This is a genomic window from Streptomyces sp. NPDC028722, from assembly GCF_040637655.1.
In the GTDB taxonomy this organism is placed as follows: domain Bacteria; phylum Actinomycetota; class Actinomycetes; order Streptomycetales; family Streptomycetaceae; genus Streptomyces.
In genome coordinates this window covers 252,042-269,180 of sequence record NZ_JBEZWU010000005.1, presented here as the reverse complement: position 1 = coordinate 269,180, position 17,139 = coordinate 252,042, and the positions used below count along the sequence as shown (strand labels likewise).

The following is a 17,139-nucleotide window of genomic DNA, read 5'->3' as shown; positions in this document are numbered from 1 at the left end:
GGGCAGGCGAGACAGCTAGGAGACCCCCGGCATGACCACTGTTGCCGCGTACGCCGCGCCCGCCGCGAAGGCCCCGCTGGAGCGGACGACCATCGAGCGCCGCGCGGTCGGCGAGTACGACGTCCTGATCGACATCAAGTTCGCCGGCATCTGCCACTCCGACATCCACCAGGTCCGCGAGGGCTGGGGCGAGGCGATCTTCCCCATGGTCCCCGGTCACGAGATCGCGGGCGTCGTCGCCGAGGTCGGCTCCGGCGTGACCAGGTTCCGGGCCGGCGACCGGGTGGGCGTCGGCTGCATGGTCGACTCCTGCCGCGAGTGCGAGAACTGCCTCAAGGGCCTGGAGCAGTACTGCCTCAAGGGCATGGTCGGCACCTACAACGCCGTCGGCAAGGACGGCGAGCCCACCTACGGCGGCTACTCCGAGAAGATCGTCGTCGACGAGAACTACGTCGTCCGCATCCCCGACGGCCTGTCCCTGGGCGTGGCCGCGCCGCTGCTGTGCGCGGGCATCACCACCTACTCCCCGCTGCGCCACTGGAACGCGGGTCCCGGCAAGAAGGTCGCGGTCGTCGGCCTCGGCGGCCTCGGCCACATGGCCGTCAAGATCGCGCACGCCATGGGCGCCGAGGTCACGGTCCTCTCCCAGTCGCTGCGCAAGAAGGACGACGGGCTCAAGCTCGGTGCCGACCACTACCACGCCACCAGTGACCCGAAGACCTTCGAGGAGCTGGCCGGCAGCCTGGACCTGATCGTCTCGACGGTGTCGGCCCCGATGGACTTCGGCGCGCTCCTGTCGCTGCTGAAGGTGGACGGCGCCCTGGTGAACGTCGGCGCGCCCGAGGAGCCGGTCGCCCTCAACCTGTTCTCGGTGATCGGCGGCCGCAAGACCCTGGCGGGCTCCATGATCGGCGGCATCCAGGAGACCCAGGAGATGCTGGACTTCTGCGCCGAGCACGGCATCGGCGCCGAGATAGAGCTGATCAGCGCCGCCGAGGTCAACGAGGCGTACGAGCGGGTGCTGGCCAGCGACGTCCGCTACCGCTTCGTCATCGACACGGCGACCATCTGACCGGCGGCCGGCCGGCCGGTGCGGAGGGGGCCGGCGGGAACGCGTCAGCGCGACGAACCCGCCCGGCCCCGCCCCTGTCCGTGCCACCCGGAAGTTTCCCCGGCGCCGTACGCCCGTGCGGCCACGCCGCCGTCCTCGACGGGTCGCACGACATGCGCGGGGCCGGCCTCCGTCATCCGGGCCCAGGTGTCCCAGGTGTATCGATCACGAGCGTTGTCAACGCCGGCCATGCTTGATCACGGCGCAGACCTCCGGTGCGGTGGAGCCGTCCAGGAACGTCCCGTCGATGCCGTCGAGCTCGGTCCCCGCCTCGAACCGCCGCCGAGCGGCACGGGCAGCGGCGCCGGCACCCCGAGGCGGCCCCGCCGTCCGCGAGCCCGACCGGCCCGTGGAATCGCTCGGGGCCCTCGCGCGTTGAGGGTGCGGGGTACCGGACACTCGACTGACAGATATGGGAGGAGCCGCAATGGCTGCGCAGACGCAGAGGGCCGTGCTGGCGGGTGGATGCTTCTGGGGCATGGAGGAGCTGATCCGTCGGCTGCCGGGCGTGACGGCGACCCGGGTCGGCTACACCGGGGGTGACGTGCCGAACGCGACGTACCGCAACCACGGCACGCACGCGGAGGCCATCGAGATCCTCTTCGACCCCGCGAGCACCGACTACCGCGCGATCCTGGAGTTCTTCTTCCAGATCCACGACCCGACCACCCGGAACCGCCAGGGCAACGACATCGGCCTCAGCTACCGCTCGGCGATCTACTACGTGGACGACGAGCAGAAGCGGGTCGCCGAGGACACGATCGCCGATGTGGAGGCCTCCGGACTCTGGCCGGGCAAGGTCGTCACCGAAGTGGAGCCCGTCGGTCCCTTCTGGGAGGCCGAGCCCGAGCACCAGGACTACCTACAGCGTTACCCGGACGGCTACACCTGCCACTTCCCGCGCCCGGGATGGCGGCTGCCCGCCCGAGCCGAGGGCTGACCGCGAGGCGCCCCGGCGCACGCGGAGGCCGACCGGCCGCGGAGTAGGCACTGCCGCCGGTCGGAAGGGCGCTGCGAGGCCGGGACGGGGTCAGCCGGGGAGGGTGGCCGGGTTGCCGCCGTTGGCCTCGTAGCCGGCCACCGCCAGGGCGCGGTAGACGGCGAACTCCGCGGCCGGGTCGGCGCACAGGGTCCAGGGCAGGGCGCCGACGTGACCGTCGACGTGCACCAGCTGGTGCATGGCCTCCGCCCAGCGCTCGGCCCGGACCAGGAAGAAGACCAGCAGATGCCGGACGTGCGGCAGCGTCGGGTCGTCGGGGCGGGCGGCGTGCACCGCGTGCAGCGCGCCGTGGATCGCCCGGGTGACGACCTCGCTCTGGTAGAAGCCCGCGACCAGGTTCACCTCCGGGAGGTGCTCGAACACCGCGAACAGCGGCAGCGCGGCGAGCAGTGAGCCCCGCGGGGCGCGGGCGGCGGCTGCCTCGGCGAAGGCGTACGCCTGCTCGCGCGAGCCGTGCCACTTCTCGCACCAGTAGTGCAGCGCGGCCAGATGCGCGCCCATGTGATGAGGGGCGCGGTCCAGGATCTTCAGCCACAGCTGCTCGAACTCGGCCCGCGAACAGGCCAGCCCGCGTGCGACGGACAGCTCGGAGAGATACGGCACCGGGTCGCCGGGGGCCAGCAGGGCCGCCTGGGCGCAGGCGGCCCGGGCCTCCTCCATGATGATCCGGAAGTCGTCCGTGCCCGGTGTCGACGTCCGCCAGGCCTGCTGCACCAGGAACTCCGCGTGGACGGCGGCGCCCCCCGCGTCCTTGGGCTGCTCGGCCCGCCACACCCTGAGCCACTGCCCGCCCGGCGTCGTGTGTATCCCGCCGGGGCGCTGCTGGAGCTCCAGCGCGGCGGCGCCCGCGAAGGCCTGCACCCGCTGCCAGCGCAGCTCGCCCCCGGTCTCGGTGCCGGCCAGCAGCTGGGCGGCGGCCCGGTGGTCCTGCGTGCGCTGCACCAGCTCCAGGACGTCCAGCAGGTCCTGGTCGGGGCCCGGCATGCGCACGTCCAGCTCCTCCTGGCGCACGAAGCCGTAGTCCTCCGGGTCGGCGGCGTCCGGGTGTCCCGGGGGAACCTGCTCGATCATCCCGCGCCTGCGCCGCATGACCGGGAGCAGGACGAAGCCCAGCATGAGCAGCGCCGTCAGCAGCCAGAGAATCGCCATGCCCCAAGCGAACCAGACGCCGCCGGCAATTGGCGAACCCCGCCGCGTACCTGTGGAAAACCTTCGACCGGAGCATGACAGGGGCGCGCGGACGCGGGCCGCCCGCACAGGGATATCCCTAGCGCCGGTGCGCCCCGGAGCCGGGCGGGACTCAGTATCCGGCCGGGCGCACTACGCTCGGTAGGCATGAGCGACAGGCACATCAGTCAGCACTTCGAGACCCTCGCGATCCACGCGGGCAACACCGCGGATCCCGCGACCGGCGCGGTCGTCCCGCCGATCTACCAGGTATCGACCTACAAGCAGGACGGCGTGGGCGGACTGCGCGGCGGCTACGAGTACAGCCGCAGCGCCAACCCGACCCGGACGGCACTGGAGGAGAACCTCGCCGCGCTGGAGGGAGGCCGCCACGGTCTCGCCTTCGCGTCCGGCCTGGCGGCCGAGGACACGCTGCTGCGTACGCTGCTCGTGCCCGGCGACCACGTGGTGATCCCGAACGACGCCTACGGCGGCACCTTCCGGCTGTTCGCCAAGGTCGCCACCCGCTGGGGGGTGGAGTGGTCCGTCGCCGACACCAGCGACCCGGCCGCCGTGCGCGCCGCGATCACCCCGAAGACCAAGGCCGTCTGGGTGGAGACCCCCTCCAACCCGCTGCTCGGCATCACCGACATCGCCGCCGTCGCCCAGGTCGCCCACGACGCGGGCGCGCGGCTCGTCGTCGACAACACCTTCGCGACGCCCTACCTCCAGCAGCCGCTGTCGCTCGGCGCCGACGTCGTCGTGCACTCCCTGACCAAGTACATGGGCGGCCACTCCGACGTGGTCGGCGGTGCGCTGATCGTCTCGGACCCGGGGCTGGGCGAGGAGCTGGCCTACCACCAGAACGCGATGGGCGCCGTCGCCGGCCCCTTCGACTCCTGGCTGGTGCTGCGCGGCACCAAGACCCTCGCGGTGCGGATGGACCGGCACAGCGAGAACGCCACCCGGATCGCCGACATGCTGAGCCGGCACCCGCGCGTGACGGGCGTGCTCTACCCGGGCCTGCCCGAGCACCCCGGCCACGAGGTCGCCGCCAAGCAGATGAAGGCGTTCGGCGGCATGGTGTCGTTCCGGGTGGAGGGCGGCGAGGCGGCGGCCGTCGAGGTGTGCAACCGGGCCCAGGTGTTCACCCTCGGTGAGTCGCTCGGCGGCGTGGAGTCCCTCATCGAGCACCCCGGCCGGATGACCCACGCCTCCGCGGCCGGCTCCGCGCTGGAGGTACCGGGCGACCTGGTGCGCCTGTCCGTCGGCATCGAGAACGTCGACGACCTGCTGGCGGACCTGAAGCAGGCCCTCGGCTAGCGGCCGGGGGTCACCAGCCGGTGACCGGCGGAGTCGTCTGCGAGGGCGGCTCCGCCCACGGGCGCGCCTCGGCCGCCCACACGGTGAACGCGACGGCCGCGGCGCACGCCAGCAGCCACAGCACCCGGCGGGCGAGCCGGCGCCGGCGCAGCCGGCGCTCGCCGTGGCGTACCGCCTCCGCGTACAGCTCCGGCGGTACGGGTGCCGGCGTCCGTTCCATGATCCGCCGTACGGCGGCCTCCCGCTCGGCCCGGTTCACCGCGTTCTCCCGCCGCGTCCGTCCCTCATGACGGTGCCACCTCCGGGCCCGCCGGGTGCGGGCCGGCCGGGCGGGCGGGGTGCAGCAGGGTGGCCGCCGCGCGGTCGCAGACCGTGTGCACGTGGTCCGCGGGCAGCCCGAGCAGGGCCGCCGTCTGTTCCTCGGCGACCCCCTCGTAGAGCCGCAGGACGAGGATCAGCCGTTCCCGTGGGGTCAGGGTGGCGAGCGGGCTGCCCGGACCGGGCCGGGCGCGGCCGGGGACGCCGTACCGGTGCCAGAGCGTGCGCGCGAAGCGCGTGGCGAGGTACTGGCGGGCACAGTCGTACGGGTCCTCGCCGCGCAGCCGGTCCCAGCGGGCGTACGTGTGCGCGAGGGCGTGCGTCAGCAGGCGCCGCGCGCGCGGGTTGGCGTCCGGCGCCTCCGCGGTGAGCAGCGTGGCGGCGTGCAGCAGGCGTCCGGCCGCGCCGGCGGCGAACGCCTGGAACTCCCCGGCCCGGCGGGCATCGCGGGCCACTTGCCGATCACGCACCGGGCCTCCCCCTGAAGGGGCCCTGTCCGGTACGGGACAGGTGAACCGCGTACGAAGCAGGACCCGGTCTCATCTGAGACCGGCGGCGGCCCGGGGTCAAGGGGTCGGGAGCGGGCCGGCCGGCCGGGCCCGGCCGGCGAAGCGCTCAGGCCGTCGGCGGCTGGTCCGGCGCCGGGCCACCCGGTGCCGTCATCCGCGCGGAGAGCGCGCCGTTGAAGCGGGTGAGGAGCATGCAGAACTGCTCGCGCTCCTCGGGCGCCCAGTCGTGTGTCAGCTCGGCCATGAGCTGACGTCTGGACGAGCGCACCTCCTCCAGCCGGGTGGCCCCGCGCGGCGACAGCTGAAGCACCACCGCGCGCCCGTCCTCCGGGTGGGAGGTGCGCTTGACGAGCCCGGTGTCGACCAGGGGTGCCACCTGCCGGGTGACCGTGGAGGAGTCGATGCCCATGCTCGCCGCGAGCGCCTTGACACCCATCGGGCCTTCCCGGTCGAGCCGGTTGAGCAGCAGGTACGCGGCGCGGTCCATGGAGTTGCGCACCTGGCCGATGCCGCCGAGCCGGGTCTGTTCGGCACGGCGCGCGAACAGCGCCACCTCGTGCTGGAGGGTGTCGAGGAGACCGGTGTCACCGACGGTCGTCATGTCCATCGACATTTCAGGTGTTGTGGGCATGGCCGGAGGCTCGCTTCGTGATGGCTGCTGGGTTGGGGGACAGGGTACGCGGCCCGGCGCCGCACCGTACCGGCGCTGCGCGAACCCGGTCTCGCAGCTTGGTCACACCCGTCGTGCGCGGACGTGAACTGCGATGCTGGAGTCATGAGCTACGGCACGGCCGGCACCTTGCGTTCCGTCACCCTGGACGATGTACGCGGTGCCCAGAAGATGCTCTCGGGCGTGGCACGCGTGACGGCGATGGAGGGCAGCCGGCACCTGTCCCAGCTGGTCGGCGGGCCCGTCCACCTCAAGTGCGAGAACCTCCAGCGCACCGGCTCGTTCAAGCTCCGGGGCGCCTATGTGCGGATCGCCGGGCTGCTGCCCGAGGAGCGGGCGGCCGGCGTGGTGGCGGCGAGCGCCGGCAACCACGCGCAGGGCGTGGCGCTGGCCTCCGCGCTGCTGGGTGTGCCCGCGACGGTGTTCATGCCGCAGGGCGCGCCGCTGCCGAAGATCAGCGCGACCCGGGAGTACGGCGCCGAGGTGCGCCTGCACGGCCAGGTGGTCGACGAGACGCTGGCCGCCGCCCAGGAGTACGCGGCCGGTACGGGGGCGGTGTTCATCCACCCCTTCGATCACCCGGACGTGATCGCCGGGCAGGGCACGGTCGGCCTGGAGATCCTGGAGCAGTGCCCCGAGGTGCGCACGATCGTCGTCGGTGTCGGCGGCGGGGGGCTCGCGGCCGGGATCGCGGTGGCGGTGAAGGCGCTGCGGCCGGAGGTGCGGATCGTGGGCGTGCAGGCGGAGGGCGCGGCGGCCTACCCGCCCTCGCTGGCCGCGGGCCGCCCGGTGTCGGTGCGCAACCCGGTGACGATGGCCGACGGCATCAGGGTGGGCCGGCCGGGCGCGGTGCCGTTCGGGATCGTCGGGGACCTGGTCGACGAGGTGCGCACGGTCAGCGAGGACCAGTTGTCGGCCGCGCTGCTGCTGTGCCTGGAGCGGGCCAAGCTGGTCGTGGAGCCGGCCGGGGCGAGCCCGGTCGCCGCGCTGCTGTCCGCGCCGCACGCCTTCGAGGGGCCGGTCGTCGCGGTGCTCTCCGGCGGGAACGTGGACCCGGTGCTGATGCAGCGGGTGCTGCGGCACGGCATGGCCGCCCAGGGCCGGTACCTGGCCGTGCGGCTGCGGCTGACGGACCGGCCGGGTGCCCTCGCCACGCTTCTCGGGGTGCTGTCGGCGGCCGACGCCAACGTCCTCGACGTGAGCCACGTCCGCACCGATCCCCGGCTCGGGCTCGCGGAGGCGGAGGTCGAGCTGCACCTGGAGACGAAGGGGCCGGCGCACTGCGCCGAGGTCGGCCAGGCGCTGCGGAACGCGGGATACCCGGTCATCGGCTGACCACCGGCCGCGCGGCCGCCGCCCGGCGGCGCGCGTCCGGCAGGGGAGGGGTACGGCGAAGCCCCCGGCGCTCCCGCCGGGGGCTCGACGGGCCGGGGGCCGGGATCAGCCCGTGTACGGCACGGCCTTCAGGATGCGCACCGAGGCCTTCTTGCCGTTCGGCAGCTCGTACTCCGCGTCCTCGCCGACCGAGTGGCCGGTGACGCCGGAACCGAGCGGGGACTGCGGGGAGTACGTCTCGATGTCCGAGCTGGCGTACTCGCGGGAGGCGAGCAGGAACGTCAGCGTGTCGTCCTCGTCACCGTCGAAGGCGATCGTGACGACCATGCCCGGCGCGACCACGCCGTCCGCGGCCGGCGCCTCGCCGACCTTGGCGTTCTCCAGGAGCTGGGTCAGCTGGCGCACCCGCAGTTCCTGCTTGCCCTGCTCCTCCTTGGCGGCGTGGTACCCGCCGTTCTCGCGCAGGTCGCCCTCCTCGCGCGCGGCCGCGATCTTGGCGGCGATGTCCGTGCGCGCAGGACCAGTAAGGTACTCAAGCTCGTCCCTGAGCTTGTTGTACGCCTCCTGGGTCAGCCAGGTGACGTTCTCGCTGGTCTGGGTCACAGGGTGCTCCTCGTCGGTACTGGGAATACAAAGCATCGCCCTACCCAGAAGAATGTTCCCTCTTGGATGGGCGAAACCACGAGCCTAACAATTCACGGGCGAAAGGGGGAGGACATAAGCCATCAGAATCGCATCGGCCCAGGTCAGGGTCTACGCATTCGGGTGATCGGGGAAGTGCCCGCCCGTCCTCAGCCGGTGTGGCAGCCCAGCAGCTCGGCCGTCGTCCCGCGGGCCGTCGTACGCAGCGTGACGACCTTGTCGATCCGGGTGGCGGACCCGGAGAAGCGGAAGTCGGCCCGGCCGACCTCGGCGCCGTCGGCCGACTGGGACCGCACGGTGCAGTAGCCCGAGGCGCCGGCGTCCTTGTGCACCTCCAGATGCACCCGCACCGCCTCGTCGGACGCCTGGAAGGTGATCACCTGGCCGCTGATCTCGTTCTGCGCGACGTAGTGGTAGGCGAAGTAGCCGACCAGGGCGAGCAGGGCCGCGCCCAGCACGGTCGCGGCGACCTTGAGCTTGCGGTCGGCACGCTCGTCCGAGGAACGGCCGTAGCGGCCCTCGGGCAGCCGCGCGCTCGCCGTACTCATGATCGTCCTCTCCGCGGAATTAAACGCCCCCCGATTCCGTCACTATAGAAGCCGCCGATCGCGCCGAAGACACGGGGCGCCGACTGACCGAGGATTGAGTCTTGACTGACCAGCTGCGACTGATGGCCGTTCACGCGCACCCCGACGACGAGTCGAGCAAGGGCGCGGCCACCATGGCGAAGTACGTGTCCGAGGGGGTGGACGTGCTGGTGGTGACCTGCACCGGCGGGGAGCGCGGGTCCATCCTCAATCCCAAGCTCCAGGGTGACCGGTACATCGAGGAGAACATCCACGAGGTCCGCCGCAAGGAGATGGACGAGGCCCGCGAGATCCTGGGCGTCCGGCAGGAGTGGCTCGGCTTCGTCGACTCCGGCCTGCCCGAGGGCGACCCGCTGCCGCCGCTGCCCGACGGCTGCTTCGCCCTGGAGGACGTCGACAAGGCCGCCGGGGAACTGGTGCGCAGCATCCGCTCCTTCCGCCCGCAGGTGATCACCACCTACGACGAGAACGGCGGTTACCCGCACCCCGACCACATCATGACCCACAAGATCTCGATGGTGGCGTTCGAGGGCGCGGCGGACCCCGAGAAGTACCCCGAGGCCGAGTTCGGCCCCGCCTACCAGCCGCTGAAGCTCTACTACAACCAGGGCTTCAACCGCCCCCGCACCGAGGCGCTGCACCGGGCGATGCTCGACCGCGGCCTGGAGTCGCCGTACGGGGACTGGCTGAAGCGGTGGAACGAGACGGTGCGCACCGAGCGCACGCTGACCACCCACGTGCCGTGCGGGGACTTCTTCGAGATCCGGGACAAGGCGCTGATCGCCCACGCCACGCAGATCGACCCGGACGGCGGCTGGTTCAAGGTGCCGCTGGACCTCCAGAAGGAGGTCTGGCCGACCGAGGAGTACGAGCTGGCGAAGTCCCTCGTCGACACTTCCCTCCCCGAGGACGACCTCTTCGCGGGCGTCCGGGACAATGCCTGACATGAGCGCAAGCGTGAGCCTGGCAGTGACGCACCTCGTCCCCCTCGCCAAGGAGGTGGACGAGAACAAGGTCACCCCCGGTGTCCTCGGCTTCATCGTCTTCGCGGTGATGGCCCTGGCCGTGTGGGGTCTGATGAAGTCGATGAGCAAGCACATGCGGAAGGTCGACTTCCAGGAGTCCCCGGACGCCGGCGCGGACAAGGCCGGACAGCAGGCCGACTCCCCGGCCCCGCAGGGCTGACCCGGGGCCACCGCCCCGCCGGCTCCGTCACCCCCGCACCGCGCGGGGTGTGGCGGCCCGGCGGCATGCGCGCCCCCCGGACCGCGGCCGGTGCCGCCCCGGCGGGGTGGGGGCCGCCCCCGTGGTCCGGTACGGGCGGGGCACGCCCGGTGCTTCCGCGTCTCTCCGCGCCGCCGGGGGCCGTGGCAGAGTGGAACGGTGAACCGACTGGCCCATGAGACGTCTCCGTATCTGCTCCAGCACGCCGACAACCCCGTCGACTGGTGGCCCTGGTCGGCCGAGGCCTTCGACGCCGCCCGCAAGGCCGGCAAACCCGTCCTGCTGAGCGTCGGGTACTCCAGCTGCCACTGGTGTCACGTCATGGCCCACGAGTCCTTCGAGGACCGGGCCACCGCCGACTACCTCAACGAGCACTTCGTCAGCGTCAAGGTCGACCGCGAGGAACGCCCCGACGTGGACGCCGTCTACATGGAGGCCGTCCAGGCGGCCACCGGGCAGGGCGGCTGGCCCATGACCGTGTTCCTCACCCCGGACGCCGAGCCCTTCTACTTCGGCACCTACTTCCCGCCCGCCCCCCGGCACGGAATGCCCTCCTTCCGGCAGGTCCTGGAGGGCGTCCAGCAGGCCTGGACCACCCGCCACGACGAGGTCACCGATGTCGCCGGGAAGATCGTCCGCGACCTCGCCCAGCGGGAGATCAGCCACCAGGGCGACCGCGCGCCCGGCGAGCAGGAGCAGGCGCAGGCCCTCCTCGGGCTCACCCGCGAGTACGACCCGCAGCGCGGCGGATTCGGCGGCGCGCCCAAGTTCCCGCCGTCCATGGTGCTGGAGTTCCTGCTCCGCCACCACGCGCGGACCGGCGCCGAGGGTGCCCTCCAGATGGCGCGGGACACGTGCGAGCGGATGGCGCGCGGCGGCATCTACGACCAGCTCGGCGGCGGCTTCGCCCGCTACTCCGTCGACCGCGACTGGGTCGTGCCGCACTTCGAGAAGATGCTGTACGACAACGCCCTGCTCTGCCGGGTCTACGCCCACCTGTGGCGGGTCACCGGGTCGGACCTGGCCCGGCGGGTCGCGCTGGAGACCGCCGACTTCATGGTCCGCGAGCTGCGCACGAGCGAGGGCGGGTTCGCCTCCGCACTCGACGCCGACAGCGACGACGGCACCGGGCGGCACGTGGAGGGCGCGTACTACGTCTGGCGGCCCGAGCAGCTGCGCCGGGTGCTCGGTGACGAGGACGCCGACCTCGCCGTGACGTACTTCGGCGTGACCGAGGAGGGCACGTTCGAGCACGGCCAGTCCGTGCTCCAGCTCCCGCGGACGGAGGCCGTCGCCGACGCCGGGCGGATCGCGTCGGTGCGGAGCCGGCTGCTCGCCGAGCGCGCGCTGCGGCCCGCCCCCGGCCGGGACGACAAGGTCGTCGCCGCCTGGAACGGGCTCGCCGTCGCCGCCCTCGCCGAGACCGGCGCCTACTTCGACCGGCCCGACCTCACCGAGGCCGCCCTCGGCGCCGCCGACCTGCTCGTCCGCGTCCACCTGGACGAGCACGCCCGGCTCGCCCGCACCAGCAAGGACGGCCGCGTCGGCCCGAACGCGGGCGTGCTGGAGGACTACGCCGACGTCGCCGAGGGCTTCCTCGCGCTCGCCTCCGTCACCGGCGAGGGCGTCTGGCTGGACTTCGCCGGGCTCCTCCTCGACCAGGTGCTGACCCGGTTCACCGACCCGGAGACCGGTGCCCTGTTCGACACCGCCGCCGACGCCGAACAGCTCATCCGCCGGCCCCAGGACCCCACCGACAACGCCACCCCCTCCGGCTGGACCGCCGCGGCCGGCGCGCTGCTGGGGTACGCCGCCCACACCGGCTCCGAGGCCCACCGGACCGGCGCCGAACGGGCGTTGGGGGTCGTGAAGACGCTCGGGCCGCGGGTGCCCCGGTTCATCGGGTGGGGGCTCGCCGTCGCCGAGGCGCTGCTCGACGGGCCGCGCGAGGTGGCCGTCGTCGGACCGACCCGGGACGACGAGCGCACGACCGCCCTGCACCGCACGGCGCTGCTGGCGCCCGCTCCGGGTGCCGTGGTCGCCCGTGGCGTCCCGGACGGCGACGAGTTCCCGCTCCTCGCCGACCGCGTCCTCATCGACGGCGCGCCCACCGCCTACGTCTGCCGAGGCTTCGTCTGCGACCTCCCGGTGACGGACCCGGCGGCCCTGGAGGCCCGGCTGACCACCCCCTGAACCGGCCGTGCGCCCTACGGAAGGCGAGGCACCGGCCGGCGTGCTCAGCCGCCCTGGGCACGCATGCTCAGCGCCCGCTCCACGACCGCCTCCAGCTGTTCGTGGTGGGCGCCCTTCCAGTAGGCCCGCCCGCAGGCCGTGCACCGGGCGAAGACGTCGTACGACCGCTGGGTGCCGCCCTTGAGCTGGTCGGCGACCTCCTCCCGGGTGGCCTCCCGCAGCAGGCCGTTGCAGGCAGTGCAGCGGGTCCACGGGGTCAGGTCGGGGGCGAAGCGGTCCAGGACGTCGTGCAGCTGGTCGTCCGGCCGGGTGCTGTAGACGAAGGCGCCGGCCCACAGTTCCCGGCGGCGCAGCAGGCCCCGGTCGCGGCTCAGCAGGACCCGCTTCTCGGCCGCCGAGCGGGCGGCGAGCGCCGGGTCGCCGATGTCCGTCGACTCGTACGCCGTGTCGACGCCGAGCAGCCGCAGCCGGCGGGCCAGGGTGCCGAGATGGACGTCGAGGAGGAAGCGGAGGGGTGCGCCGGGAACCCGCTGGGGGCGGCTCACCTCCCGGACCCGCACGGTCTCGCCCGCCGCCGGGACGTGGGACACGGCGACCTCCCGGCCGTCCACGACCAACGCGCCGACCTCGGTCAGCGGCACCCCGAGGGACTCCACGACGTGGCCGAGGGTCGAGACGCCGTCCGTGGTCACGGCCGTGGCGCCGGCGCGCCGGCCGGGCGGTACGAACAGCTGGAGTCCGGGGGCGACTTCGACGTGGATCTCGGGTCCGTTCACGCCGTCAGGATCGCACGGGCCGCCCTGTGCGCCTCAGGGGTTCTTCCCGGCCGGGCCGTGCGCCAGGACGTCCAGGGCGCGGTCGACCAGGGACGCGAGGTCGTCCCGGTGGTCCTTCTCCGCCCAGTACAGGGAGGTCTCCATCAGGCCGCCGGCCAGGGACTCGGCGTGGACCCGCACCTCCAGGCCGTCCGGGTCGAGGCCGGTGCGCTCGCCGATGGCCTGGCGGAGCGTGCGGCCGGTGACCGACATCCGCTCCCTCATGCGGGCGCGCACCGAGGGGACCTGGACCATCAGCCGGGTCCGCAGCCTGGAGATGCGGGCGTCCTCCTCGACGCCCCGCCGGACGGCCTGCCGCAGGACGTGGCGGACGGTGTCCGGCCACGGTTCCTCCGGGGGCCGCCGCCGGATCTCGGCCAGGAGCAGCGCGCCGCACTCGTCGGTGACGACGATGTCCTCCTTGGCCGGGAAGTACCTGAGGACGGTCGACGGCGACACCTCGGCCCGGGCGGCGATCCGGTCGATCGTCGTGGCCTCCCAGCCCCGCTCCTCGATCAGCGCGTACGTGGCCGCGCGGATCGCCTCCCGGGTCTTGGTCTTCTTGCGTTCGCGCAGGCCGGGGCGGCGCCCGTCGGGGGCGGAGGCGGTGGGCGGGGGTGCGGCCGTCATGCCGGTCATTGTCGGCCATCCGCCGTGGCGGCGGCCACGGCCGGGGCGGGCGGGGTCAGGCGTGCCGGTAGGCCACCAGCGAGATGCCGACGTAGTGCACGACGAACGCGGCGAGGGTCAGGGAGTGGAAGACCTCGTGGAAGCCGAACCAGCGCGGTGACGGGTTCGGCCGCTTGATGCCGTACACGACTCCGCCGGCGCTGTAGAGCAGCCCGCCGACGACGACCAGGACCAGGACGGCGATGCCGCCGGTGCGGGCGAAGTCGGGCAGGAAGAAGACGGCCGCCCAGCCCATCGCGATGTAGCAGGGCGTGTAGAGCCAGCGCGGGGCGCCGACCCAGAAGACGCGGAAGGCGATGCCGGCGGCGGCGGCGCCCCAGATCCCCCACAGCAGCCACCGGCCCTTGGAGCCGGGCAGGAGCAGCAGGGTCAGCGGGGTGTAGGTGCCCGCGATGATCAGGAAGATGTTGGCGTGGTCCAGGCGGCGCAGGATCCGGTCCATCCGGGGGTTCCAGTCGCCCCGGTGGTACAGCGCGCTGACGCCGAAGAGCAGGCAGGCCGTGAGGACGTAGATCCCGCACGCGACGCGGCCTCTGGCGGAGTGGGCGCCGGCGGTGAGCACGAGTCCCGCGATGAGTACGGCCGGGAACATGCCCAGGTGCAGCCAGCCGCGCAGCCGGGGCTTGACGGGGTGCGGCAGGGAGATCTCGACGGGACCGCGGCCGGCGGCCGGCGTGTCCGTAGGCGTGTCGGGGACGGACGCAGTCATGGACCGCATGGTACCCAGGCCGCCGGAAATCGCCCATCAGTGCCGCCCTTCTAAGGCGCCGTGGCAAAAAGTCCTTCAGTTGAACCCAACGTGGACGCAAAGAACCCCGGAAACCGTGGGATTCCTCACGCTGCTCACCTGTGATGCCCTCTGGACAGATGGGCACTAGACTCGGATGATCAAATGAGTGCGGTCGGCACCGGATGAGCGGGCTACGAAGCATCCGGGTCGCGGCCCCCACGGGGCGAACAACCCAAAAATCCCTCATTTAGGAGCAATCGTGGCGCGCGACATCGCGGCTCCCACCGACGTCCCCACCCATCACCAGGAACTGATCTCGTGGGTCAACGAGATCGCCGAACTGACGCAGCCGGACAGCGTGGTCTGGTGTGACGGCTCCGAGGCCGAGTACGAGCGGCTGAGCGAGGAACTGGTCGCCAAGGGCACGTTCCGGAGGCTGGACCCGGTCAAGCGCCCCCACTCCTACTACGCCGCCTCCGACCCGACCGACGTCGCGCGCGTCGAGGACCGCACCTTCATCTGCTCCGAGAAGGAGGAGGACGCGGGCCCGACCAACCACTGGAAGGCCCCCGCCGAGATGCGGGAGATCTTCGCCGGCGAGCAGGGCCTGTTCCGCGGCTCCATGCGCGGCCGCACCATGTACGTCGTGCCCTTCTGCATGGGCCCCCTCGGCTCCCCGCTGTCCGCGATCGGCGTGGAGATCACCGACTCCGCCTACGTCGCCGTCTCCATGCGCACGATGACCCGCATGGGCCGGGCCGTCCTGGACGAGCTGGGCGAGGAAGGCTTCTTCGTGCGCGCCGTCCACACCCTCGGCGCGCCCCTGGCCGAGGGCCAAGAGGACGTGCCGTGGCCGTGCAACTCCACCAAGTACATCTCGCACTTCCCCGAGTCGCGCGAGATCTGGTCCTACGGCTCCGGCTACGGCGGCAACGCCCTGCTCGGCAAGAAGTGCTACGCCCTGCGCATCGCCTCCGTCATGGCCCGCGACGAGGGCTGGCTGGCCGAGCACATGCTGATCCTCAAGCTCACCCCGCCGCGGGGCGAGTCCAAGTACGTCGCCGCCGCCTTCCCGAGCGCCTGCGGCAAGACCAACCTCGCCATGCTGGAGCCCACGATCTCCGGCTGGACCGTGGAGACGATCGGCGACGACATCGCCTGGATGCGGTTCGGCGAGGACGGCCGCCTCTACGCGATCAACCCCGAGGCCGGCTTCTTCGGCGTCGCGCCCGGCACCGGTGAGCACACCAACGCCAACGCGATGAAGACCCTGTGGGGCAACGCCGTCTTCACCAACGTCGCGCTCACCGACGACGGCGACGTGTGGTGGGAGGGCATGACCGAGGAGCCCCCGGCCCACCTGACCGACTGGAAGGGCAACGACTGGACGCCGGCCTCCGGCACCCCGGCCGCCCACCCCAACGCCCGCTTCACCGTGCCGGCCTCGCAGTGCCCGATCATCGCGCCCGAGTGGGAGGACCCCAAGGGCGTGCCGATCTCGGCGATCCTCTTCGGCGGCCGGCGCGCCAGCGCGGTGCCGCTGGTGACGGAGTCCTTCGACTGGAACCACGGCGTGTTCCTCGGCGCCAACGTGGCCTCGGAGAAGACCGCGGCGGCCGAGGGCAAGGTCGGCGAGCTGCGCCGTGACCCGTTCGCGATGCTGCCGTTCTGCGGCTACAACATGGGCGACTACATGGCCCACTGGGTCGACGTGGCCAAGGACAAGGACCAGTCCAGGCTGCCGAAGATCTACTACGTCAACTGGTTCCGCAAGAACGACGAGGGCGCGTTCGTCTGGCCCGGCTTCGGCGAGAACTCCCGGGTCCTGAAGTGGATCGTGGAGCGCCTGGAGGGCACGGCCGAGGGCGTCGAGACGCCGATCGGCGTCCTGCCGGCCCGGGGCGCCCTGGACACCGAGGGCCTCGACCTGTCCGAGTCCGACCTGGACTTCCTGCTCACCGTCGACAAGGACGTGTGGCGCGAGGAGGCCGCCCTGGTCCCCGGTCACCTCGAGACCTTCGGCGACCACACGCCGAAGGAGCTGTGGGACCAGTACCGCGCGCTGGTGGAGCGCCTGGGCTGACCGCCCCCGACGACTCCACGGCCGGTCGCGTGCCCTGACCAGCGATCGTCACGGCCGGCCGTGGGACCCACCTGACCGGCAGGGGCCCCGCACAACGGCGTGCGGGGCCCCTCCGCCGTCCGTACGGCCTTTTCCGGCGGCCGGGAACGCGCGTGGTGTGTGGCGCCCGGTCCGCGCGTCGCTGCGGGTGCACGCGGACCGGGGCCGATCGGGGGGAGCCGGGCAGGGGCTCAGCGGGCGGTGCTGAGTTCCTTCGGCTCCGACAGCACGGCGCCGTGCGCGTCCATCCGCTCCGCCGTGAGGATCGCCGCGGCCGTGTCCGCGCGCGAGGCGGCGACGAGGAGCGCGCGCCCGGCGAGCGTGTGGGCGTGCCGGTGCAGCGCGTGCGGGTCGCCCGCCGCGGCCGGCGCCGCCCGCAGGGTCGTACGTCCTCCCCGCAGCCGGGTCACCTGCGCCGCGAGGCGTTCCGCGGCCGTGTCCAGGTCCTCGGACGGGGCCAGTGCGCGCAGTTCGTCGGTGACGGCGAGCAGCGCCGAGAGGTGACCGGCGAGCTGGATGTCCAGCTCCTCCTCGCGCGAGCGGTGCGGGAAGCCGGAGGCGGTGCCGGCCATCGTGGTGTGGACCGACTTGGAGCGGATCGGTTCGTACATGGGGATGGCCTCCTGTGCTCTGACAGGAAACCATCCTAGCTTGGATTTCGTCTAAAGTTGAGTCGGGTCACGGAACGCGGTCCTCCGCTGCC

General features: G+C 72.7%; 18 protein-coding genes. 8 read left to right on the top strand and 10 right to left on the bottom strand.

Annotated elements, in window-relative coordinates; genetic code table 11:
• Positions 1-31: 31 nt before the first annotated feature.
• Both AB0F03_RS10895 and msrA read left to right on the top strand, forming a co-directional pair.
• Positions 32-1,072: an NAD(P)-dependent alcohol dehydrogenase gene (locus AB0F03_RS10895; RefSeq protein WP_361988810.1), complete on the top strand. Its 1,041-nt coding sequence runs from the start codon at positions 32-34 to the stop codon at positions 1,070-1,072.
• Positions 1,073-1,538: 466 nt separating this feature from the next.
• Positions 1,539-2,051, top strand: coding sequence for a peptide-methionine (S)-S-oxide reductase MsrA (gene msrA, locus AB0F03_RS10890; protein WP_361988807.1), 513 nt, complete (start codon positions 1,539-1,541; stop codon positions 2,049-2,051).
• A 90-nt stretch (positions 2,052-2,141) separates the two neighbouring features.
• Here the strand turns inward: msrA and AB0F03_RS10885 are convergent, their stop codons facing one another.
• A complete protein-coding gene (locus AB0F03_RS10885) occupies positions 2,142-3,260 on the bottom strand; it encodes a hypothetical protein (protein ID WP_361988804.1) in 1,119 nt (372 codons plus the stop codon).
• 186 nt (positions 3,261-3,446) lie between these two features.
• Here AB0F03_RS10885 and AB0F03_RS10880 point away from each other — a divergent pair, with 186 nt between their 5' ends.
• Positions 3,447-4,601 (top strand): cystathionine gamma-synthase, encoded by a 1,155-nt coding sequence (locus AB0F03_RS10880; protein ID WP_361988801.1) that lies wholly within the window; start codon positions 3,447-3,449, stop codon positions 4,599-4,601.
• A gap of 10 nt (positions 4,602-4,611) precedes the next feature.
• On the opposite strand, the gene AB0F03_RS10875 is transcribed toward AB0F03_RS10880, so the two are convergent.
• From AB0F03_RS10875 to AB0F03_RS10865, 3 genes are all read right to left on the bottom strand, one after another.
• Entirely contained in the window at positions 4,612-4,860 is a 249-nt protein-coding gene (locus tag AB0F03_RS10875; protein ID WP_361988798.1) for a hypothetical protein, read from the bottom strand.
• 25 nt (positions 4,861-4,885) lie between these two features.
• Complete coding sequence (locus AB0F03_RS10870) at positions 4,886-5,389, bottom strand: sigma factor-like helix-turn-helix DNA-binding protein (protein ID WP_361988795.1); 504 nt, start codon at positions 5,387-5,389, stop codon at positions 4,886-4,888.
• Between the two features lie 145 nt (positions 5,390-5,534).
• On the bottom strand, positions 5,535-6,041 hold the full coding sequence (locus AB0F03_RS10865; protein WP_361989135.1) for a MarR family transcriptional regulator: 507 nt from the start codon (positions 6,039-6,041) through the stop codon (positions 5,535-5,537).
• A gap of 162 nt (positions 6,042-6,203) precedes the next feature.
• Between AB0F03_RS10865 and ilvA the strand changes: the two genes are divergently transcribed.
• The gene (ilvA, locus tag AB0F03_RS10860; protein WP_361988792.1) at positions 6,204-7,433 is read left to right on the top strand and encodes a threonine ammonia-lyase; all 1,230 of its coding nucleotides are present in this window, start codon (positions 6,204-6,206) and stop codon (positions 7,431-7,433) included.
• 105 nt (positions 7,434-7,538) lie between these two features.
• Here the strand turns inward: ilvA and greA are convergent, their stop codons facing one another.
• Both greA and AB0F03_RS10850 read right to left on the bottom strand, forming a co-directional pair.
• A complete protein-coding gene (gene greA, locus AB0F03_RS10855) occupies positions 7,539-8,036 on the bottom strand; it encodes a transcription elongation factor GreA (protein WP_361988789.1) in 498 nt (165 codons plus the stop codon).
• Positions 8,037-8,224: 188 nt separating this feature from the next.
• Positions 8,225-8,623: a DUF4307 domain-containing protein gene (locus AB0F03_RS10850; protein ID WP_361988786.1), complete on the bottom strand. Its 399-nt coding sequence runs from the start codon at positions 8,621-8,623 to the stop codon at positions 8,225-8,227.
• 101 nt (positions 8,624-8,724) lie between these two features.
• Between AB0F03_RS10850 and mca the strand changes: the two genes are divergently transcribed.
• The 3 genes from mca (at position 8,725) to AB0F03_RS10835 (ending at position 12,079) form a co-directional block, all read left to right on the top strand.
• Positions 8,725-9,606 carry a mycothiol conjugate amidase Mca gene (mca, locus tag AB0F03_RS10845; RefSeq protein WP_361988783.1) on the top strand — a complete coding sequence of 294 codons (882 nt, stop codon included), beginning with the start codon at positions 8,725-8,727 and terminating at the stop codon, positions 9,604-9,606.
• On the top strand, positions 9,599-9,847 hold the full coding sequence (locus tag AB0F03_RS10840; protein ID WP_356818401.1) for a hypothetical protein: 249 nt from the start codon (positions 9,599-9,601) through the stop codon (positions 9,845-9,847). The genes mca and AB0F03_RS10840 overlap by 8 nt, the downstream gene beginning before the upstream one ends.
• 198 nt (positions 9,848-10,045) lie before the next feature.
• Complete coding sequence (locus AB0F03_RS10835; RefSeq protein WP_361988779.1) at positions 10,046-12,079, top strand: thioredoxin domain-containing protein; 2,034 nt, start codon at positions 10,046-10,048, stop codon at positions 12,077-12,079.
• Positions 12,080-12,123: 44 nt separating this feature from the next.
• Here the strand turns inward: AB0F03_RS10835 and AB0F03_RS10830 are convergent, their stop codons facing one another.
• Genes AB0F03_RS10830 through AB0F03_RS10820 form a run of 3 tightly spaced genes read right to left on the bottom strand, consistent with a single transcriptional unit; the run spans position 12,124 to position 14,293 of the window.
• Positions 12,124-12,855, bottom strand: coding sequence for a Mut7-C RNAse domain-containing protein (locus AB0F03_RS10830; protein ID WP_361988776.1), 732 nt, complete (start codon positions 12,853-12,855; stop codon positions 12,124-12,126).
• Between the two features lie 33 nt (positions 12,856-12,888).
• Positions 12,889-13,533 carry a TetR family transcriptional regulator gene (locus AB0F03_RS10825; RefSeq protein ID WP_361988773.1) on the bottom strand — a complete coding sequence of 215 codons (645 nt, stop codon included), beginning with the start codon at positions 13,531-13,533 and terminating at the stop codon, positions 12,889-12,891.
• A gap of 46 nt (positions 13,534-13,579) precedes the next feature.
• On the bottom strand, positions 13,580-14,293 hold the full coding sequence (locus AB0F03_RS10820) for a hemolysin III family protein (RefSeq protein ID WP_361988770.1): 714 nt from the start codon (positions 14,291-14,293) through the stop codon (positions 13,580-13,582).
• 280 nt (positions 14,294-14,573) lie between these two features.
• Here AB0F03_RS10820 and AB0F03_RS10815 point away from each other — a divergent pair, with 280 nt between their 5' ends.
• Complete coding sequence (locus AB0F03_RS10815; protein WP_361988768.1) at positions 14,574-16,397, top strand: phosphoenolpyruvate carboxykinase (GTP); 1,824 nt, start codon at positions 14,574-14,576, stop codon at positions 16,395-16,397.
• 230 nt (positions 16,398-16,627) lie between these two features.
• Here AB0F03_RS10815 and AB0F03_RS10810 read toward each other — a convergent pair whose 3' ends face one another.
• Positions 16,628-17,047: a hypothetical protein gene (locus tag AB0F03_RS10810; RefSeq protein ID WP_361988765.1), complete on the bottom strand. Its 420-nt coding sequence runs from the start codon at positions 17,045-17,047 to the stop codon at positions 16,628-16,630.
• Positions 17,048-17,139 lie beyond the last annotated feature (92 nt).